An 18,750-nucleotide genomic window follows, 5' to 3' on the forward strand; every position below is an offset into this window, starting at 1 on the left:
TTTGGAGACCAAACCCCTACAGGTTTTTATCACCAATCATTTAGAATTACTATATAACATGGGTGATCTTGTTACCAAACGATTACGTTTAGTGCCTTTTAAATTGCCAATTGTACAAGCGGCAATGATTGGCGATACTGAATTAGCAAAAGTTCTAGGTGTTACGGTTTTATCTGACTGGATTGATCAAGAATTTTATGATAACTTGTCAGAAATTGCCAATATACTGAACAAAAGTCCATTGCAAGGGGAATGGGGATGGGGAAATTTAGTGATTCAACAAGCAGAAAATACCCTGATTGGTCACGTCATGCTTAAAATTATTCCAGATATCCCCGATCCCACAGGTTCCCCCACAGGAGCACTGGAAATTGGCTATCAAATCGCTCCCTCCTATCGACGACAGGGATACGGATCTGAAGCGACAAAAGCAGTGTTAGACTGGGCATTCTCTCAACCTTCTGTGGAAAAAGTGACAGCCGGCTGCTATGCTGATAATATCGGTTCCAAAAGATTGCTAGAAAAAATCGGAATGCAGCACACAGAAACCCGATCCAATGGTCAAGTATTAGTTTGGGAATTATCGCGTTCTTCTTAGTTTCAAAATTCCCCTTTTAAAGCAAAATTCACAATCGAAATTACGGAGAAAATAGTTCTATGTCTTTGTCTCGTGATGTCGTTTTATTGATTACTCATAGTGGAGATTTTTTCACCATTGATCGAGTCATAGAAGCCCTATTAAAAAAAGGCGTACAACCCTTTCGTTTTGATACGGATCAATTTCCCCTCAATGTCCAATTAACTGCAAATTTTGGCAAATTAAAAAGCGATCATCAACTGGAATATAATGGTCATTCTATCAGCACAAAACAGGTACAAGCGGTTTGGCTACGACGGATCTGGGAGCCTGATTTTCAGGAATTAGACCCCCAATATCAACAGGCCTGTGCTAAGGAATCAAAGGCAACTTTAAACGGCTTTTGGGACAGTCTGAGAGAAGCTAATTGGGTTGATCATTTAGCAAAAATTGAGGCGGCAAGTAATAAACTACTGCAATTAAGATTAGCCTCAGAATTGGGATTTACTATTCCGCAAACATTGATCACAAATAAAGCCGAAGCCGCACGGGAATTTTTTCAACAAGTTAACGGCAAAATGGTGAGTAAGCTATTAACCGCTCTTTCTCGTAGTATGGAAAGCACTTCTTTTTTTCTTTATACTAGCTTAGTTAAAGAGGAAGATTTACAAGATGCGGAGTCATTACGTTATTGTCCAATGGTTTTCCAAGAACAAATTTCTAAGCAACAGGAATTGCGAGTTATTTATGTGAATGGTAAGGTATTTGTGGGCGCGTTAAATGCTTCTGTTTATGAAGATTCTACAGTGGATTGGCGATCTCCTGGTATCGAGGTTGGTGCCTGGCAAAATCATCAACTTCCTGAAGAATTGATCCGTCGTCTTCAAACTTTTATGGGTGAATTGGGGCTATTATTTGGAGCTTTTGATTTTATTCTTACACCGTCGGGAGATTATGTCTTTTTAGAAGTTAATCCTGGCGGTGAATGGGGAATGCTGGAAAGGGATTTGAATTTGCCGATTTCTCAAGCGATCGCCGATACCTTGATTCCCTAAAATTTACTACTTAACCATTATTATTCAGGAGATTTATGACGGTTTTAATTTTCACTTTCAGCAACGATAATGAAAGTATTCCCCTGGTTGTTAAAGCTATTGAAGCTAAGGGTGAAAAAGCCTTTCGTTTTGATACCGATCGCTTTCCTACGGAAGTAAAACTCGATATTTATTCGGGTGATTTTGAGGGAGGAATAGTTACTGATGGAGAACAGAAATTAGACTTAAGTGAAGTCTCCTCGGTTTGGTATCGGCGTATGAGATATGGCGCCAAACTTCCTGATAGTATGGATCAGCAATTTCGGGAAGCGTCTCTAAAAGAATGTCGCCTTACCGTCCGAGGATTAATTGCTAGTCTACCGGGCTTCCATTTTGATCCGATGATTAACGTTGATCGGGCTAATAATAAGCAATTGCAATTACAAATTGCCCGACAATTGGGTTTATTAACTCCCCGGACTTTGACCTCAAATAATCCCGAAGCTGTCAAACAATTTGCCCAGGAATGTAAAGAGCAAGGAATTGTTACTAAAATGCTCTCTCAATTTGCAATTTATGGTGAAAATAAAGAAGAAAATGTCGTGTTTACCAGTCCCGTAACTGATGATGATTTAGATAATCTGGAAGGGCTAAGTTTTTGTCCGATGACTTTTCAAGAAAATGTCCCTAAAGCCCTAGAATTAAGGACAATTATTGTCGGGAAACAGGTATTTACTGCTGCCATCAACTCTCAACAATTAGACGGAGCTACCTATGATTGGCGGAAAGAAGGAAGGGCTTTAACTGAAAAATGGCAAACCTATAATTTACCCGAAGATATTCAGAAAAAACTACTGCAACTGACGGCTTATTTTGGCTTAAACTATGGAGCTATTGATATTATTGTCACCCCCGATGGTCGGCACGTTTTCCTAGAAATTAATCCCGTTGGCGAGTTTTTCTGGTTGGAATTATTTTCTCCCTATTTCCCTATTTCCCAGGCGATCGCTGAAATTCTGCTCACTCCTACAAACCATCTTAGTGATTAAGGATACTTTTTTAATAAAAGTTAATCATTTGTTCTGGATTTCCCTTGACATATCCTGATTGATTCGTGATAGAATCCCAACAATTAGCTTTCTGAAAAGTAAACTACTATGTCTAAAAATATCAAGGTATCGACCGGATCAGCAGTCCCCTTCTTTGCTCGTTTCTTGTCAGAGCAAGACACAGAAACTGGTGATTCTACTTCTACCGATATCCCCACGATCTGGACTTTGAAGTGGCCTTCCGATTGGGAAGATAGTTAAGTAGACCAGAGCCATCTTGATCGAAAATTAAGGGAGTAGCAGTTATTCAATAACTAAAAGCTACTCCCTATTTTTGTTTAAATATTAAGTTAAAGTAGTTTTATATTTTGATACCCAGGAGAAAATAATGTTTGAGTTGCTATCAGGAAAAAAGGTAGTTATTATTGGCATGAATTCAGGAGTTGACCTGGCGATCGCCAATAAAATGCTAGAATTGGGGGCAAAAGTTGTACTTTCTCACCCATCTTCAGAGAAATTAAATCAGGCGATCGGATTAATTTATGGAGAGATTGAAGCTAAAACCGTTAACATTTTGAATCAAGATTCAGTTAATACTTTTTTTGAAGAAGTGGGAAACTTTGATCATTTAGTCGTAACTGCTATCGGAGACAGAAATATGCCCCGATCGCTATTAGCAGAAATGACCACAGAAACGGCTCAAGGTGCCATGGACAAGTTCTGGGGAACATTTTTTGCTGTGCGTGCCGGGTTGAAAACCATAGCCACCGATGGCTCCATTACCCTAACCTCCAGTGTTTCTATGTTTAAATCTTCAAAACTGGGAGGGATTTCCGTGATCGCCGCCGCTAATAGTGCCGTTGCCGCATTTGGCCGATCGCTGGCCTTAGAAATCGCACCAATTCGGGTCAATGTGATTGCTCCTGGACTGATAGAGGATAACAGCATCTGGAGCAGTCAAGGCGAGTCTGAACGTTCAGACCTCAGTAAGTGGGCGATCGCAGCCTTACCTGTGGCCCATCTGGGGCAACCCGATGAACTAGCGCAAGCGGTATTAAGTTTGATGACTAATCCCTATATGACCGGGGTGATTTTACCTGTTGAGGGTGGAGTCACCTTGATCTAATCGACTATATAGCAATCCTAAATAGGTTGTAACATTTCAATACTGATATGAAACGGCCAGAAGTATTACCCCAGATCCCTCCCCCCCTAGCCCCCCGTGCACGGGGGGTTTGGGGGGGCTGTTCCGGTGTTCCCTTTTGATCAGGGATTTTAAACACAACTCAAATAGGATTGCTATAGTAGCTTAGTCATCGAAATTTTCAATCATCCAGTTTACAATTTCCCTATTTACCCTGTCTGGACATTCATCATGGGCGCAATGTCCGGCATTTTCCAATTCCACTAATTTTAATTGAGAGTAATATTGTAAATATTGACGAGGGTTAGCAAATTTAACTGGAATTAAACGATCTTGTAAGCCACAAAGTAACAAAATAGGAGCCGTTAATTGGGGAAATAGACTTTTAACTGTTGGGCCCAAACGAGGATTTCCCATCATTTTAATAATCGAACAAAAAGCCCGGGCTGCCCCCCGTTCCAGAGCCGGAGTTACTAAAATATCAACTAATTCATCGGTAATTGCATCGGGATTATTATAGGCTAACTGTACCCAACGCCGGATAAAACTCGGACGACGAGCTAAGGCAAAAAATAGCCTTAAAACTGGAGGAGAAGCCACAATATTTTGCACAGTTTCTACCACAGGAATTGACCAAGGCGGTAACATTTCTAATTGTAATCCGGGGTCAGGAAGACTAATTAAAACTAATCCCTTTGCTAATTTAGGGTTTTGGGATGCCACCATTAAACTAACCAAAGACCCGATAGAATTGCCGACTAAAATTACAGGTTCTCGGATAAACGTTTTCCAAAAATCATAGACTAAATCTACCCATAATTGAGTATTGTAGGGGGCGATCGCTTTTTCCGAACCGCCAAAACCCAATAAATCCAAAGCATAAACCATACTCGTTTGACTCAATACAGCCAAATTATATCGCCAATGTCCAATAGAAGCCCCAAATCCATGTAAAAATAACATCGGGTAACTGGGACTAGAAGATAGGGACAAACCGGGCCGACTATAGGCGTAACGAATCCGCCAACCCCGCCAAATCCAATCCCGTTGATCACCTACTTGGTCTTGCCAGCTTGCGGAACTAATCAAATATCCTCCGATCACAACATAACTTTATATTGATAATCTTAACGTTTATGGAATTTAGGTTAAATTTGGAACAGAATATCGATGGGAATGAGTACAATAGGAAACTGTAGAACCATATCACCATCATATTGAATCGCTTGCAAACTTCTTTAATGCCTGTGACCGATAAAAAAATCAATCGCAATTTGCCTCCAATTAACGAAAATATCCGGTTTCCTAAAATCCGGGTCATAGATGCAGATGGCTCTCAATTAGGGATTCTCACCCCCCGGGAAGCCTCGCGCATGGCGGAGGAAAAGGAACTCGACTTGGTATTGGTTAGCGACAAAGCCGACCCCCCGGTGTGTCGGATTATGGACTATGGCAAATACAAGTACGAACAGGAAAAGAAAGTTCGAGAAGCCAAGAAAAAACAACACACCGTTGATGTCAAGGAAGTCAAAATGCGCTACATCATTGACGAGCACGATTACAAAGTGCGCGTCAATCAAGCCAAACGCTTCCTGCAATCAGGGGATAAAGTTAAAGCCACCATTATGTTCCGTGGTCGGGAAATTCAACACAGCCACCTCGCCAAAAGCCTCCTGGAACGTATGGCCTCTGAGTTACAAGAATTGGCTGAGGTGCAACAGGAACCCAAACAAGAAGGACGCAGCATGATGATGTTGCTCTCACCCAAAAAGTAGAATTCAGGTGTTGAATGGCTGACTTCTAAGGATTCGGTTGCCTTGGGATGTCAGCTTCAGCACCCAATCTCTAATTACCAGCCGAAACTAGAAATCTTCCCATCCTCCTTGTTAGCAAGGGGGACTTTAATTGTGAATACTTAACATCTGCGACCAAGTTTGTAACTTTTGTAATTCTGTAATATGGGTAAGGTTATATTGTAGGGGGGTGATGGTGATCAGATTTTGACGTAAAGCATGAACATCCGTCATCCATTCATCCAAGTCTGAGGGTTCGTTTAATAGTTCTACATCTTCCATTAATTCTCCAGTTAACCAATAATAGGTTTTTCCCCTAGGGTCGATACGTTTTTCCAAAATATCAACATAACGACGAATTCCTTGACGGGTAATCTTCACCCCCTGAATGTCCTGGGGGGGGACACTGGGAACATTAACATTTAGTAACATCGCTTCGGGTAGGGGATGTTTTTCTAAGGTGTGAATTAACCGTTGGGCAAATTCCACCGCCCCTTGAAACTCCCGTGAAGAATAACTCCCCAAACTAAAAGCAATACTGGGAATTCCTTGAATTAACCCTTCCATGGCTGCTGAAACCGTACCGGAGTACAGAATATCCGTGGCCACATTCGGCCCATGATTAATTCCGGCTAAAACCAAATCCGGCGGGGTTTCCATCACCCCAAATAGTCCCACTTTCACCGAGTCGGCGGGGGTTCCCGAACAGGCCCAGGCGGTTACGGACGGTTCAAAAATATCCTCTACCTGTTCAGCGCGAATGGGATGGTGTAAGGTTAAACCATGACCCGTTGCCGAACGTTCTTGATCGGGACAAACCACAGTTACTTCATGTCCGACTTGGGCTAAACCATTGGCTAAACTGCGAATTCCTTGGGCAAAAACCCCATCATCATTACTAATTAATAGTTTCATTGACTTTAATTAATTAAACGGTCATCCTTAAATAGTCTATTTTGAATGGTGATATGGCAACCCAACTTAGTGAATTAGAAACCCAACTCGAAGACCTCCGCACCGAAGGAACAGATGCGATCGCAACTTCTCAAACCCTAGAGGAATTAGAACAATTGCGAATTAACTATTTAGGCAAAAAAGGCAAAGTTTCAGTCGTTTTAGGGGGAATGGGAAAACTAGACCCCAGTGAACGGCCCCGCATTGGAGCTTTAGCTAATGATGTCAAAAAAGCCTTAGAAACGGGTTTAGAGGATAAACGCACCGCCCTCCAACGCGCCCAACTCGAAGCCCAACTCCAGTCGGAAACCCTGGATGTCACCATGCCAGGAGTCTATCATTCCCAGGGCCGAATTCATCCCCTAAATGGCATTATTGATCGGGCTTTGGATATATTTGTTGGGTTAGGATATACCGTGGCTTCTGGCCCGGAAATGGAAACGGATTATTATAATTTTGAAGCCCTAAATACTCCCCCCGACCATCCAGCTAGGGATATGCAGGATACTTTTTATTTACCCGATGGTAACTTATTAAGAACCCATACTTCATCGGTACAAATTCGCTACATGGAAGAACACCAACCCCCCATCCGCATTGTCGCCCCCGGTCGGGTTTATCGTCGGGATACCGTTGATGCGACCCATGCGGCGGTGTTCCATCAAATTGAACTATTAGCTATTGAAGAAGGCTTAAAGTTTACGGATTTAAAAGGCACAATTAAAGAGTTTTTACGGCAAATGTTCGGGGATTTACCCGTGCGATTTCGGGCGAGTTATTTCCCCTTTACTGAACCCTCGGCCGAAGTGGATTTACAATGGCAAGGAAAATGGCTAGAAGTGTTAGGATGTGGCATGGTTGATCCGAATGTGTTAAAAGCGGCTGGATATGACCCGGAAAAATACACGGGATTTGCGGCCGGTTTTGGTGTAGAACGGTTTGCAATGGTTTTACATCAAATTGATGATATTCGGCGGGTTTATGCCAGTGATTTACGCTTTTTACGTCAGTTCTAATTGTTAAAATTGAGTGTGGTTAATGAGGAGTGAAATTAATGAATAATTTGGGATTGAGGAGTAAGTCTTTTCGGGTTTTAGCATTAGTTGTATTAGCGGTTATGGGGAGTCAATTACCCACTTTAGCAACGATACAAACTAAACCCCCGACAACAAATTCAGAAACAAAAATAGCCCAAAACCGTTCTAGTTTGTGCCGAATTATTGGGGAACAACAGGGGTTAGCGGTTCATTCTCGACCGACTCCCACTTCTCCGGTGGTTGGGGGTGTGGGATTTAAAACGGAAGTGACTTTAGCTAATAATTCCGGCGGGACTCGTGGCCCGGATGGTCGGACTTGGGTAGAAATTAGCGCCCCGATTAAGGGTTATATTTCTAATGGTTTTCCTGATAGAAGTGGGAATTTGCAAGACTGTTCGGGTCAAGTACAAAAACCCGAACCTCCAACAACACAACCCGTTAGTTTATGTCGTCAAATTGATTTTGCCGCCGCCCCCAATGGGGTTGTGGTCAGGGAAAAACCCTCTCGATTTTCTGACCGGGTTGGGAGTTTGGCTTCAGGAGCCCGAGTTAGACTGATACAGAATTATAAGTTAATTCCTGATCCGAATGGGGAAAAACGCGATTGGGTTGGCATTAGTGAGCCCGAGGAGGGATATATCTCAGCTAATACTTTGATTATGTGTCGGTAATAGTAGAGACGTGCCATGGCGCGTCTCTCTATATTTAACTCTCTATATTTAACTATATTTAACCACAAAGACACGGAGGCACAAAGGGGTTATAACGGGATTCAAGTTTTTTGCAGAAGTTCAAAAAAACAACCTAATAAATACAATGATCCACAAATAACTGGTAAGGTATTTTCATTTTTAATAGCAGCGTCTAACGCGGGAATTAATGTGGGATAGGTTTGACAATTCTTTAAATCGGGACATAAACTTTTAGCTAGAGTTGCTAACTGTTGGGGGTCTGCATGGGGATGATTAGGAATAGGAACTAAATATAATTGATCACCGGGTCTTAATAGGGCTTGAAAAATATTAGTATGATCTTTTGTCGATAACATTCCCATCACCCAAATAATAGATGAAACCTCTAAACTATCTATATATTGACGTAACGCGATCGCCGCGGCGGGGTTATGGGCTCCATCAATTAATAGGCGATGTTGTTTCCAGGTAATCCATTGCAGGCGTCCTGGCCATTGAGCTTTTTCCATGCCTTGAATTAAGGCATTTTCTGAAATTTTCCATCCTTTTTGATGTAGAATTTGAATAGTAGCGATCGCGATCGCTGAATTGATTAATTGTATTTCTCCCAATAGGGGTAAAGGGTATTCTAAACCTTGATAATTAGCTGTTTGCTGTATACCATTTTGTTTTACCCAAACCGCAGGTTTAACCCAGGTTACAGGGGCGTTTAATTCCGTTGCCCGTTGTTGAATTACTTGTTTAGCATCTGGGGGTAAAATACCCACGACAACTGGACAGTTAGATTTAATAATTCCCGCCTTTTCAAAGGCAATTTCTGCTATCGTTGACCCCAAATATTCTTGATGGTCTAAACCAATGGAAGTAATCACACTAACCAAGGGATGATCACAAACATTAGTGGCGTCTAAACGTCCCCCTAACCCTACTTCCATGACTGCAATATCTACTTTTTGTTGAGCAAAATAGACCCAAGCTGCAACGGTGACAATTTCAAATAAAGTGGGGGGAACTTCATCGGGGGGAATGGCATTTTCTACCTGTTGTAAAACTTCTAAAAAATCCGCTTGTGAAATCGGTTGTTCATTAATTGATAAACGTTCTGTCCAATCGACTAAGTGGGGGGAAATATAGCGTCCAACTCGATAACCTGCTTGTGATAAAATAGAAGATAGGTAAGCACAAACCGAACCTTTACCATTAGTTCCGGCTACATGAATTATAGGAACATTTAGGTGAGGATTTCCTAAGCGTTTTAGTAGGTTTTTAATCCGTTCTAAACCTAAATTAATCCCAAATCGTTGATATTTTTGTAAAAATTTTTCCATATTATTTATATTTCATCAGCAATTATTAAATCAATCATTTCCTGCTGATTTTTGCGATAAATTCTAAAATCACTATCTAAGGTTAATATAGAACTCCCTGGAATTAATTCACTCATTCTGACTAAACAAGCATCGGCTAAAGACATTGGTACATTCTGATAACGCTGCATTAAATTTCCAATAGCTTCAATTTCTTCTGTTAAATGAAAGGGTATTTTAATCACTCCCGATTTCAATAAAGCAATAACAGCTTCCTCTCCTCCATAGGTTCGATGCAGCAAAAAACACGCTTCAGAAATAACCGCTTCACAAGTGAATAATGGCAATTGACTTTTTCCCCATTCAGTCACTGCCCAACTATGATATTTATCTTGGCGTTTTAGATAAGATACTAACGGCCCTGTATCCAATAAAATCTTATTTCTCATTTTTTACCAATTCCCCTGTAAATACTTTTTATTGGTAGAGAGGTCAGAAGGGCCACCTTCTAAACAACCTGCAAACTCTTTAGCAGCTTCATAGGCTGAAATCCCTTGTTGTTCTGCTTCTTGAGGTTTAATTTCTGGTTTTTGGGCTTTAAAATGCAAAAATTCAATAAAATTAATCACTTCCTCCTGTTGTGGAAGCGATAAGGTTTTAATTATCTCGACAAGGGCTTCTGCTTGAGTAATAGTTTGAGTCATGATCTTCTCCTATGGTTGATAATAATATAAAATTGCTATATTCAATTTATTATAACATATCTCTACTAGAAAATCATTTAGATTGAGTGATTTTGTTAATTTAATTCGGTAGAAATTCACTATCGAGGGTAGCTTCTGGTGTAAACGGACAAACCACAGGAAATACTTCTAAAGTTAAACCCGTTTCTAAGGCTGCTTCTTGTCTAGCATCTTGATAACATTCCTCAAACACTTCTGTATAGTAAGGTTTTAAACTAGGACTACTTTTTAATGCTTTTCTCAGTCTTCTACGATGTTCATAAATCGAAGATAACCAACTATTGGAACGTTTATCTGGTTGATATTTATATTTCAATAGATGTAGTAAAACAATAATTAAATTACTTTCTAGTGCTTGTTTTTCACTGCGTCCCATAGATTCGATTTCTTCAATTAAATTTCCCAAATCAACCTCTAATAATTGCCCTGTTTTTAACTGATTTACCGTATTTTCAATCCATAAGTAAAAATCTTGTTCATACAGGCTTAAATTTTCTGTTGATTTTAATTGAGGGTGTTTAGAGCTTACCATTGATACCTCATTTGAGAGTTAAGAGGATTAGGGTCTATTATATTAATTTATAACTGAAAAAGGCGCGTAAGACGCACCCTATCAACTGATAATTTGTATAGCACAGAACATAAGATTATACTCAAATCCAGAGAGTAAAGTCTTTTCTTACTGATTGCCTGCTATTATATTCAACTTTTAGGTATGGGGGCGGTGGGACTTGAACCCACACGACCTTATAAGGGTCAACGGATTTTCATTCTCCCGTAGCTTTCGCTACTACCAATTGGCTTTGAGAATTGGACTCTCTCTTTACCCTCGGCTTAACGTTAGGGTAGCTCCCGTCGAGTCTCTGCACCTTCCTAGGTATTGATCTTAGATTGGGGAAACTCCCTCATTTCTAATACCCCTAGGCTTGGCTCAGGATTGCCTTGTCTGAATTTACAGATTTAGGTTTCCCTGAATTTGACAGCTTACACTTGAGGAATTTCTCGCCTCAAGGCTCAATTTATCTTTAAGTCCGTAGCGTCTACCATTCCGCCACGCCCCCGGATTGGGTTATGTGTTGATTCGCTTTTGAATTTTCACATTTCTACATCTAAGCATTTTATTTTGATTTACGCAAGGGTTTTGGGAAAGTTTTTTTTCAATAATAGCCAAAACTTTTTGCTGTCAAGGTTTTCAGCGATATGGCAAAGGCTATAACTTCACCCCCCTTACCAAGCCAGGCTGTTTCATGTTTTCAGATTCCGACAGATTGAAATCTGTCGCTACACAGGCGAAACCCGCCGACGCGGGTTTTGAAATCAAATATTAGTGATTACAAATCGCGGTAACAGTTTCAACTGTTGGGAAGCCGTGAAAATGAAACAGCCCTGCTTACCAAAGGGGGCAGGGGGGGGTAAACTAAGATTGAGTCCACCTAAGCCTTAAAATATTATGATTTTGCCAGGTTCCGCCGTGCGAGTCACGAACCCTATTGATACTTATTACGGTTTCCAAGGTCTAGTTCAACGAGTCTGTGACGGGAAGGTCGCTGTTCTGTTTGAAGGAGGAAACTGGGATAAACTGGTCACTTTCAGACGTTCTGAACTAGAAGCCATTGATACAACTGCTGGACGCAAAGGCAAAAAGTAATAATGATAGTAGAGACGTGCCATGGCGCGTCTCTACACTGATAACTGATAACTGATAACTGATAACTGATTTATGCGTCTTCCCTTTCCTGCATTTTCAACTTCTGCCCGTTCTCAACAACATATTGGTGAGGTAATTGAAACGGCGACAACGGAATATTTAGCCCAATGTTTGGAACCGGAAGATTTAAGTTTTCCGGTGATGCCTGCGTTTGGAAGTTGGGTTAAATCTAGGGATGAGGAGTCGGGAAATAAGGTTTATGGGGTAGTTTATCATGCTACAACTAGCCCGATTGATTCGGTGCATCGGGCGAGGGCGCTAGGATTAAGTTTAGAGGAATTGCGAGAACAGCAACCGCAAATTTTTGCGATGTTAAAAACGGAATTTCGGGTGGCAATTGTGGGGTTTGAGTTGGTGGGTGAGGGAAATAATTCTCAACCGCAACGGGGCAAGATTTATCAATATATTCCGCCCCGTCCTCCTCAAATTCATCAGGGGGTGTATGAATGCGAACCGGATGAAATTGTTGGTTTTAGTCAGGAATTAGATTTTTTAAGAACTTTATTAGATGTGGGTAATGCTCCGGTGGATTCTTTGGTGGCTGCGGCAATTCGAGAAGTTTATAAGTTCAAAACATTAGATCGAGCTTGGTTAATTGAAGCGGGACGAACCCTGAGCATTTTATTAAAAGATGATTATGATCGCTTGCGGGTGATTCTCAAACAAATTCATCCTTGATTATGGAGGAATTAAATTGATTCAGCTTTTGTCACTTTCCGAATTAAGCAAGTATTAAATAAACTAATTTAGCCAAATGTCATCGGAATACTGCATTTTTTCCTAGGTTAAAAGTATATTTAACTCTCCTCCGTTACTCTTGGAGAGAGGAAAATTATAGGTTTGATTCGGTTAAATTTAACAAGTCTAAACAAGAACAGAAAATCTCAGTTTGTTGCTGAAAAATTTCTTCAGCCGTCAAATTTGATTGAGACTCAGAAATAAAATTAACTTGATCAGAAGCACTTTGATATGTTGTTTGAATTGTCAACATTAGTTTGAGAAAATTATCCAAGTTATCTTTATCTTTGAGTGCCGGGATAATTACATTGCTGGGTAAAGACTCAAGTATTTTAATAAAATCGGCATCTTTTAGGTTTAAGAATGCAGCCCGAAGTTTCCTGTATTTTTGGTTAATCTCCATGCTATCATTGTGTCTATATTCATTAAGGAAATCAGGTTTTACTGACTGTTTTTTCTGAAGAATAGCCAGGTGATGTCCTGATTCAATAATTTCTATATCAAAACTATCGGGATATACTGACAACCAATTTTTTAAAATAATCTTTTCACTTTCTCGATTGAAATCATCCAAAATAACAATACCACCAATACGGAGTTGGTTATAGACTTGATATAAACAGGCTTCTCTTCCTCTTAAGGTATAGAATGGTGGCCCATCTATAATTACGCAGTCAAAACTAAGGTTGTTTAAGGAATTATCTTGAGTATAAGCAAAAATCGTACCCAAACCATATTCTTGAAAACTCAAAGGCTGATATTTTAACTCAAAGAGAGATTCTGGTTGAAGAAATTCTTTAGCAAGCTCTTGAGTTTGATGATAACAGTCTAAATCTGCATCTATTGAGATTATTTTGGTTTGAGGAAAACTTAAAACTAGACGGACGGAACTTGCACCGCTACCAAATTCTAAAATATAATTTGGCAAATTAACTTTCTCATTGATCAAGTCAACAATTTTTAGGAATCCTTCTTCCCCAATCCGCCAAGCCCAATTAAGATTTAACTGATGATTATCAAAATTCATTAATTCATGGGATCATTAGATCATAAATAATTGCTTAATTGTATACAAAAAACCTAAATCGGTAATTTTATGACAATTTTGGCGACAAGCTTTGATTAAAGCCTCCGTTATGTTAACATGGATTCGTCTATTTTGGATAAAAATCTTGAATATCCTGTGCTGTTAGTTGTTGTTCTCATAAAAAAATTAGGAGCAGAATGTCATTATCCATAGGTTTTATTTTACTTACCCACAGAAACCCAGAGCAAATTTACAGACTAATAGATCATTTAAACAGAATGTTCAATTATCCAACTATTGTCTGTCATCATGATTTTTCTAAATGTGATTTATCTGTGGATACCCTACCGAAAAACATCTCCTTTGTCCGTCCCCATATAGAAACCGCATGGGGTGAATTTTCCGCAGTAGAAGCTATAATTAAAGCCATTAAACTAATGTATGAGTCTGTAAATCCGCCAGATTGGTTTATATTACTCAGTGGAGCAGACTATCCCATCAAAACTGCTAAACAGATATTAGACGATTTCAATTCAACTGAATATGATGCTTATATACACCATGAAGAAATTATATATAAAGTTTATAAACAAAATGTCAAAATGAGCGTTATCTGGCAAATACTAGCCTATCAGCGATATTGTAGTTACGAATTATTTTCAGTTCCCTTCTTCAAAAATTTCACAATTCGTCTGGAACATCCATTATTAACTAAACCCTTTCTGCCATTTTCTAATAAATTTCGCTGCTTTGCTGGAGGTCTATGGTTTTGTGCAAATCAACGAGCGGCAGAATATATTATTGAGTTTCACAATCAAAAAAATGCCTTAGCATCACACTATTATCATCGAATGTTTGTAGATGAATCATATTTTCAAACTATCCTGGCTAATGCACCACACCTTAATCTAAAAAACGATGATTACCGCTATGTAGACTGGTCAACACAAGGGGCTCATCCCAAAACAATGGTTATGGAAGATTTGCCCCATCTTCTTGCCTCATCATGCCATTTTGCGCGGAAATTTGATATAGATGTAGATAGCAATATTCTTGATCAACTTGACACTATTACTTTAGCATGATAACTTCAGTCTTGATTACAGATTCATCTCAGTTAAAAATCAAAAAAAATTGTATGATTAAAACTTATGTAAGTAATGCTTTTTTAAAAATAGAAGATTCCCAACTGTATGCTATTTTTGCTTGGAGTCAGCGCACAGCAGAAATTATTACGGCTAAATCTTGGTTAACAATATTAGAAATATTTGTTCACGAACATTCTTTAGAAAAAGCTTACCTAATATTTGAACAAATTAAATCAGCTTCAGTAGCAGAGAAACTGACTGAGGAGCTAGAGCAATATCAACATCTGATTGAAAATGCCATAGTATTTTTAGCCGATGGAAAAATTACAATTTTTGGTAAAGGATTTCGCAGCTTTATTGAAAAAGAAATGTTATTTGAACTTGGCGATATTAGTCAAGAAAATTACCAAGTTCTGACACAATTATTTTTTAAATATCAATTAAAAGATGACTTAGAATCTATTAAAAATATAGAAGAATTTCGCAAGCTAGTAGAACATTTAGAACAACTTGGGTTGCTATCTCCTGCTACAAATTCTATAGATTGGGGTGATTTAAAAAAAGCTGTTCCTATTTGTCAAGCATTTGGCTTAACTAGGGGTACACCCGTAGATAGATATTATCTTAGCAAATATTTACAGGAAATTCAAACGCAAATTTCTGGGAATATTTTGGAAATAGGAGGAATACCAAAAGATAAGGATTTCTATGAAGTTAACCCTGGTACATCCTATCAAATTATGAATATAGAACCCGGTTTGGGAATAGATATAGTGGGTGATGCTCACGATACATCTATGATTAAACCTGAGTCATTTGATTCCATCGTAATATTTAATGTTCTCGAACATTGTTACGCACCTTGGCAAGTAGTAGAAAATATTTATACTTGGTTAAAACCTGGAGGTAAATGTTTTGCAATGGTTCCCAGTTCCATTAGAATTCATGCTACTCCAATGGACTATTGGCGGCCTTTACCTGATGCTTTTGCTTGGATGTTTAGAAACTTTTCTCAGCAAAAGTTATATGTTTATGGTAATCCTACAACGGTCATAGCTAGTTATCATGGCATTGCTGTGGAAGAACTGACAACTGAAGAACTAGACGCATTTCATCCAGATTATCCGGTTGCTACCTGTATCGTTGCTGAGAAATAAAATTCACAATCTATAAATTGCCATGAGTCCTATCAAATTTGATATTCAACCAGAAGTTAGCATCATTTTATGTACATACAATCGAGCAAAATATTTAAATCAATGTCTTGATAGTGTGATTGATCAAACTTTTCAAAATTGGGAATTGTTAGTAGTTGATGATGGTAGTGATGATCATACATTTGAAATAGTTAATCCCTATTTAGAAAAAACTCAAAATGTCCGTTATTTGAAACATAAAAACCGCAAATTAGCCTACTCTAAAAATGTGGGTATCCAAGCCTCATTTAGCCCATATATCACATTTTTAGATAGTGATGATACTTATGCACCTAATCATATAAAATCACGGCTTAATTATCTAAAATCTCATCCTGAAATTGATTTAATACAAGGTGGATTCTTTTCCGAAGAAGAAATTTTAGTGCCTGATTATTATGAACCAGGAAAAACTATTAATTTAAAAGAATGTGTTTTAGGCCCCACATTTTTCGGTAAACGTAAAGTATTTTTTGAATTAAAAGGATTTGATAATATTGCTTATGGTGAAGATACAGATTTTTGGCAACGAGCAGAAAAAATATTTAAAACCGAAAACATTACCAACCCAGAAACCTATATTTACACAAGAGCAGAAACAAGTATTACTAAGAGTGTTTTAGAAAATATTTCTTTACATGAAAATTAATATTTTGTTTTGCTAAATTAGCTGAAAACCAAGTAACATAAAGTAACAAAATTTAACCAACAATTTTCACAGGTTTTTATATGAAAAATAGAGGAGTTATCTATTGTGCAACAGGAAATGTTTTATATCTGGAAGCAACTTTAATCAGTGCGATTGTCCTCCGTCAGATAGAACCAACGATACCTATCACTATCATCTCTGATCATCCGTTACTGAAAATTCTCCCTCTGGAAAAGTACGAAATTAGTTCTAGATTTATTGATCTCAGTGAGATAAATGATAGCGGTTCATTTTCATCTAGGGACATCAAGACACGTCTATCAACCTTTAGTCCATATCAGGAAACACTTTTTCTGGACGCGGATATTCTTCCCTTCAAACCTATTTCCGACCTGTGGGATTATCTTGATTATGGAGATATGTGTATGGTGGTTGACCTAGTTCCAACATTGGGATTGTGCGATCATATTTCGGAAGAAGAGAAGAATTACACCTTACAATATTTGCCAGAAAGTACAACTCACTTTAATAGTGGAGTAATTCTTTGGAGAAACACCACCCAAACTCAGTCTTTATTTGAGTTATGGAATCGGGAGTGGCTAAAATTCAAAAAGCAAGATCAGTTAGCTCTAGTTAGAGCTATTAATAAGGCAGAATTCTCTGTTCAAAGCCTTCCTTGTATATACAATATTTCCCCAATAGACGCTATATCGAGGATAGAGAATAAATCCGTTAATACACTGGCTGAAATACATGAACTGTGCCAATTCAAAGCTTTATCTATGCTCCAACAATCTATGTTGAAGCAGAAACATGATATTTGCTTGATTCATTGCTGGGGTGGATATGTTGCTTTAGGTAGATTTCCGGAAATTGCTCAGAAATTTTATCCAAATATAGTTGAACAAGTAGTTGCAACTGGAATTTTTAGGAATGAATTACCTGTGAGTTGACACTCCCCAGCCTGAAGGCGTGGAGATTCTTGGTTCAGCGAAACCACTTAATCAAAGTACCTTGCAGTCCTTTAAAACGAATTTTACCATTTTCAAAGGTTTTTATATGAAAAATAGAGGAGTTATCTATTGTGCAACAGGAAATGTTTTATATCTGGAAGCAACTTTAATTAGTGCGATTGTCCTCCGTCAGATAGAACCAAATATACCTATTACTATAATCTCTGATCATCCATTACTTAAACTTTTCCCTCTTGAAAAGTACGAAATTAGTGCTAGATTTATTAATCTTAGTGAGATAAATGATAGCGGTTCATTCTCATCTAGGGATATCAAGACAAGTCTATCAAAATTTAGTCCATATCAGGAAACACTATTCCTAGACGCGGATATTCTTCCCTTCAAACCTATTTCTGATCTGTGGGATTATCTTGATTATGGAGATATGTGTATGGTGGTTGACCTAGTTCCAACATTGGGATTGTGCGCTCATATTTCAGAAGAAGAGAAGAATTACACCTTACAATATTTGCCAGAAAGTACAACTCACTTTAATAGTGGAGTAATTCTTTGGAGAAACACCACCCAAACTCAGTCTTTATTTGAGTTATGGAATCGGGAGTGGCTAAAATTCAAAAAGCAAGATCAGTTAGCTCTAATTAGAGCTATTAATAAGGCACAATTCTCTGTTCAAAGCCTTCCTTGTATATACAATATTTCCCCAATAGACGCTATATCGAGAATAGAGAATAAATCCGTTAAGACACTTACTGAAATACATGAAATGTGCCAATTTAAAGCTTTATCTATGATCAAACAATCTATGCTGAAGCAGAAAAATGATATTTGCTTGCTTCATTGCTTGGGTGGGCCTATTGCTTTAGGTAGATTTCCTGAAATTGCTCAGAAATTTTATCCAAATATAGTTGAACAAGTAGTTGCAACTGGAATTTTTAGGAAGGAATTACCTGTGAACTAATCTACAGATAACTCAAGACGTGGTATAGTGGAAAGGTTGTCTAAAAATCACACATCCAGGGATTCGGGTGTTTCTAGGGTTT

The 18,750-nt window shown here is 38.6% G+C and carries 22 protein-coding genes; 15 read left to right on the forward strand and 7 right to left on the reverse strand.

The window, feature by feature from the left end:
- Window positions 1-58 precede the first annotated feature (58 nt).
- The 5 genes from NMG86_RS17855 to NMG86_RS17875 all read left to right on the forward strand — a co-directional run bounded on the left by NMG86_RS17855 (window position 59) and on the right by NMG86_RS17875 (window position 3,786).
- Window positions 59-598, forward strand: a complete 540-nt coding sequence (locus NMG86_RS17855; RefSeq protein ID WP_026798239.1) for a GNAT family N-acetyltransferase — start codon at window positions 59-61, stop codon at window positions 596-598.
- Between the two features lie 59 nt (window positions 599-657).
- A complete protein-coding gene (locus NMG86_RS17860) occupies window positions 658-1,632 on the forward strand; it encodes an MvdC family ATP-grasp ribosomal peptide maturase (RefSeq protein ID WP_026798240.1) in 975 nt (324 codons plus the stop codon).
- A 35-nt stretch (window positions 1,633-1,667) separates the two neighbouring features.
- Window positions 1,668-2,660 (forward strand): MvdD family ATP-grasp ribosomal peptide maturase, encoded by a 993-nt coding sequence (locus tag NMG86_RS17865; protein ID WP_026785813.1) that lies wholly within the window; start codon window positions 1,668-1,670, stop codon window positions 2,658-2,660.
- A gap of 108 nt (window positions 2,661-2,768) precedes the next feature.
- Window positions 2,769-2,921, forward strand: a complete 153-nt coding sequence (locus NMG86_RS17870; RefSeq protein WP_081692420.1) for a microviridin/marinostatin family tricyclic proteinase inhibitor — start codon at window positions 2,769-2,771, stop codon at window positions 2,919-2,921.
- A gap of 127 nt (window positions 2,922-3,048) precedes the next feature.
- Window positions 3,049-3,786 carry an SDR family oxidoreductase gene (locus tag NMG86_RS17875; RefSeq protein WP_026785812.1) on the forward strand — a complete coding sequence of 246 codons (738 nt, stop codon included), beginning with the start codon at window positions 3,049-3,051 and terminating at the stop codon, window positions 3,784-3,786.
- Between the two features lie 183 nt (window positions 3,787-3,969).
- Here the strand turns inward: NMG86_RS17875 and NMG86_RS17880 are convergent, their stop codons facing one another.
- Complete coding sequence (locus NMG86_RS17880; protein WP_026785811.1) at window positions 3,970-4,893, reverse strand: alpha/beta fold hydrolase; 924 nt, start codon at window positions 4,891-4,893, stop codon at window positions 3,970-3,972.
- A 152-nt stretch (window positions 4,894-5,045) separates the two neighbouring features.
- On the opposite strand from NMG86_RS17880, the gene infC reads away from it, so the two are divergent.
- Window positions 5,046-5,579 (forward strand): translation initiation factor IF-3, encoded by a 534-nt coding sequence (infC, locus tag NMG86_RS17885; protein WP_026785810.1) that lies wholly within the window; start codon window positions 5,046-5,048, stop codon window positions 5,577-5,579.
- Between the two features lie 126 nt (window positions 5,580-5,705).
- Here infC and surE read toward each other — a convergent pair whose 3' ends face one another.
- Window positions 5,706-6,512 (reverse strand): 5'/3'-nucleotidase SurE, encoded by an 807-nt coding sequence (gene surE / locus NMG86_RS17890; protein ID WP_026798241.1) that lies wholly within the window; start codon window positions 6,510-6,512, stop codon window positions 5,706-5,708.
- 53 nt (window positions 6,513-6,565) lie between these two features.
- On the opposite strand from surE, the gene pheS reads away from it, so the two are divergent.
- Together pheS and NMG86_RS17900 are read left to right on the forward strand one after the other, a co-directional pair.
- On the forward strand, window positions 6,566-7,567 hold the full coding sequence (gene pheS / locus NMG86_RS17895; protein ID WP_026785808.1) for a phenylalanine--tRNA ligase subunit alpha: 1,002 nt from the start codon (window positions 6,566-6,568) through the stop codon (window positions 7,565-7,567).
- 38 nt (window positions 7,568-7,605) lie between these two features.
- The gene (locus NMG86_RS17900) at window positions 7,606-8,259 is read left to right on the forward strand and encodes an SH3 domain-containing protein (protein WP_043936831.1); all 654 of its coding nucleotides are present in this window, start codon (window positions 7,606-7,608) and stop codon (window positions 8,257-8,259) included.
- 101 nt (window positions 8,260-8,360) lie between these two features.
- Here NMG86_RS17900 and NMG86_RS17905 read toward each other — a convergent pair whose 3' ends face one another.
- The 4 genes from NMG86_RS17905 to NMG86_RS17920 all read right to left on the reverse strand — a co-directional run bounded on the left by NMG86_RS17905 (window position 8,361) and on the right by NMG86_RS17920 (window position 10,862).
- Window positions 8,361-9,608, reverse strand: coding sequence for a bifunctional folylpolyglutamate synthase/dihydrofolate synthase (locus tag NMG86_RS17905; RefSeq protein WP_043936830.1), 1,248 nt, complete (start codon window positions 9,606-9,608; stop codon window positions 8,361-8,363).
- A gap of 5 nt (window positions 9,609-9,613) precedes the next feature.
- Complete coding sequence (locus tag NMG86_RS17910) at window positions 9,614-10,036, reverse strand: type II toxin-antitoxin system VapC family toxin (RefSeq protein ID WP_026785805.1); 423 nt, start codon at window positions 10,034-10,036, stop codon at window positions 9,614-9,616.
- A gap of 3 nt (window positions 10,037-10,039) precedes the next feature.
- Entirely contained in the window at window positions 10,040-10,291 is a 252-nt protein-coding gene (locus tag NMG86_RS17915; RefSeq protein WP_026785804.1) for a DUF2281 domain-containing protein, read from the reverse strand.
- Between the two features lie 100 nt (window positions 10,292-10,391).
- Window positions 10,392-10,862 (reverse strand): DUF29 domain-containing protein, encoded by a 471-nt coding sequence (locus NMG86_RS17920; protein ID WP_026785803.1) that lies wholly within the window; start codon window positions 10,860-10,862, stop codon window positions 10,392-10,394.
- Window positions 10,863-11,780: 918 nt separating this feature from the next.
- On the opposite strand from NMG86_RS17920, the gene NMG86_RS17925 reads away from it, so the two are divergent.
- The gene (locus NMG86_RS17925; RefSeq protein WP_026785802.1) at window positions 11,781-11,978 is read left to right on the forward strand and encodes an NAD(P)H dehydrogenase subunit NdhS; all 198 of its coding nucleotides are present in this window, start codon (window positions 11,781-11,783) and stop codon (window positions 11,976-11,978) included.
- 72 nt (window positions 11,979-12,050) lie between these two features.
- On the forward strand, window positions 12,051-12,716 hold the full coding sequence (locus tag NMG86_RS17930; RefSeq protein ID WP_026785801.1) for an HAS-barrel domain-containing protein: 666 nt from the start codon (window positions 12,051-12,053) through the stop codon (window positions 12,714-12,716).
- 154 nt (window positions 12,717-12,870) lie between these two features.
- On the opposite strand, the gene NMG86_RS17935 is transcribed toward NMG86_RS17930, so the two are convergent.
- Window positions 12,871-13,803 carry a class I SAM-dependent methyltransferase gene (locus tag NMG86_RS17935; protein WP_026798242.1) on the reverse strand — a complete coding sequence of 311 codons (933 nt, stop codon included), beginning with the start codon at window positions 13,801-13,803 and terminating at the stop codon, window positions 12,871-12,873.
- 197 nt (window positions 13,804-14,000) lie between these two features.
- On the opposite strand from NMG86_RS17935, the gene NMG86_RS17940 reads away from it, so the two are divergent.
- From NMG86_RS17940 to NMG86_RS17960, 5 genes are all read left to right on the forward strand, one after another.
- Complete coding sequence (locus NMG86_RS17940) at window positions 14,001-14,888, forward strand: beta-1,6-N-acetylglucosaminyltransferase (protein ID WP_026785799.1); 888 nt, start codon at window positions 14,001-14,003, stop codon at window positions 14,886-14,888.
- Window positions 14,889-14,941: 53 nt separating this feature from the next.
- Window positions 14,942-16,048 carry a class I SAM-dependent methyltransferase gene (locus tag NMG86_RS17945; RefSeq protein ID WP_026798244.1) on the forward strand — a complete coding sequence of 369 codons (1,107 nt, stop codon included), beginning with the start codon at window positions 14,942-14,944 and terminating at the stop codon, window positions 16,046-16,048.
- Between the two features lie 22 nt (window positions 16,049-16,070).
- Complete coding sequence (locus tag NMG86_RS17950; protein ID WP_026798245.1) at window positions 16,071-16,736, forward strand: glycosyltransferase family 2 protein; 666 nt, start codon at window positions 16,071-16,073, stop codon at window positions 16,734-16,736.
- An 80-nt stretch (window positions 16,737-16,816) separates the two neighbouring features.
- Window positions 16,817-17,689, forward strand: a complete 873-nt coding sequence (locus NMG86_RS17955) for a glycosyltransferase (RefSeq protein WP_026798246.1) — start codon at window positions 16,817-16,819, stop codon at window positions 17,687-17,689.
- A 19-nt stretch (window positions 17,690-17,708) separates the two neighbouring features.
- A complete protein-coding gene (locus NMG86_RS17960; RefSeq protein ID WP_026798247.1) occupies window positions 17,709-18,668 on the forward strand; it encodes a glycosyltransferase in 960 nt (319 codons plus the stop codon).
- Window positions 18,669-18,750 lie beyond the last annotated feature (82 nt).

The sequence above is a fragment of the Planktothrix rubescens CCAP 1459/22 genome (assembly GCA_904830895.1).
In the GTDB taxonomy this organism is placed as follows: Bacteria; Cyanobacteriota; Cyanobacteriia; order Cyanobacteriales; family Microcoleaceae; genus Planktothrix; species Planktothrix agardhii.

Bases quoted from the DNA above. Each gene is read 5' to 3' on its own strand.
- NMG86_RS17855 (WP_026798239.1), top strand. From the start codon at position 59: ATGGGTGATCTTGTTACCAAACGATTACGTTTAGTGCCTTTTAAATTG.
- NMG86_RS17860 (WP_026798240.1), top strand. From the start codon at position 658: ATGTCTTTGTCTCGTGATGTCGTTTTATTGATTACTCATAGTGGAGAT.
- NMG86_RS17865 (WP_026785813.1), top strand. From the start codon at position 1,668: ATGACGGTTTTAATTTTCACTTTCAGCAACGATAATGAAAGTATTCCC.
- NMG86_RS17870 (WP_081692420.1), top strand. From the start codon at position 2,769: ATGTCTAAAAATATCAAGGTATCGACCGGATCAGCAGTCCCCTTCTTT.
- NMG86_RS17875 (WP_026785812.1), top strand. From the start codon at position 3,049: ATGTTTGAGTTGCTATCAGGAAAAAAGGTAGTTATTATTGGCATGAAT.
- infC (WP_026785810.1), top strand. From the start codon at position 5,046: ATGCCTGTGACCGATAAAAAAATCAATCGCAATTTGCCTCCAATTAAC.
- surE (WP_026798241.1), bottom strand. From the start codon at position 6,512: ATGAAACTATTAATTAGTAATGATGATGGGGTTTTTGCCCAAGGAATT.
- pheS (WP_026785808.1), top strand. From the start codon at position 6,566: ATGGCAACCCAACTTAGTGAATTAGAAACCCAACTCGAAGACCTCCGC.
- NMG86_RS17900 (WP_043936831.1), top strand. From the start codon at position 7,606: ATGAATAATTTGGGATTGAGGAGTAAGTCTTTTCGGGTTTTAGCATTA.
- NMG86_RS17905 (WP_043936830.1), bottom strand. From the start codon at position 9,608: ATGGAAAAATTTTTACAAAAATATCAACGATTTGGGATTAATTTAGGT.
- NMG86_RS17910 (WP_026785805.1), bottom strand. From the start codon at position 10,036: ATGAGAAATAAGATTTTATTGGATACAGGGCCGTTAGTATCTTATCTA.
- NMG86_RS17915 (WP_026785804.1), bottom strand. From the start codon at position 10,291: ATGACTCAAACTATTACTCAAGCAGAAGCCCTTGTCGAGATAATTAAA.
- NMG86_RS17920 (WP_026785803.1), bottom strand. From the start codon at position 10,862: ATGGTAAGCTCTAAACACCCTCAATTAAAATCAACAGAAAATTTAAGC.
- NMG86_RS17925 (WP_026785802.1), top strand. From the start codon at position 11,781: ATGATTTTGCCAGGTTCCGCCGTGCGAGTCACGAACCCTATTGATACT.
- NMG86_RS17930 (WP_026785801.1), top strand. From the start codon at position 12,051: ATGCGTCTTCCCTTTCCTGCATTTTCAACTTCTGCCCGTTCTCAACAA.
- NMG86_RS17935 (WP_026798242.1), bottom strand. From the start codon at position 13,803: ATGAATTTTGATAATCATCAGTTAAATCTTAATTGGGCTTGGCGGATT.
- NMG86_RS17940 (WP_026785799.1), top strand. From the start codon at position 14,001: ATGTCATTATCCATAGGTTTTATTTTACTTACCCACAGAAACCCAGAG.
- NMG86_RS17945 (WP_026798244.1), top strand. From the start codon at position 14,942: ATGATTAAAACTTATGTAAGTAATGCTTTTTTAAAAATAGAAGATTCC.
- NMG86_RS17950 (WP_026798245.1), top strand. From the start codon at position 16,071: ATGAGTCCTATCAAATTTGATATTCAACCAGAAGTTAGCATCATTTTA.
- NMG86_RS17955 (WP_026798246.1), top strand. From the start codon at position 16,817: ATGAAAAATAGAGGAGTTATCTATTGTGCAACAGGAAATGTTTTATAT.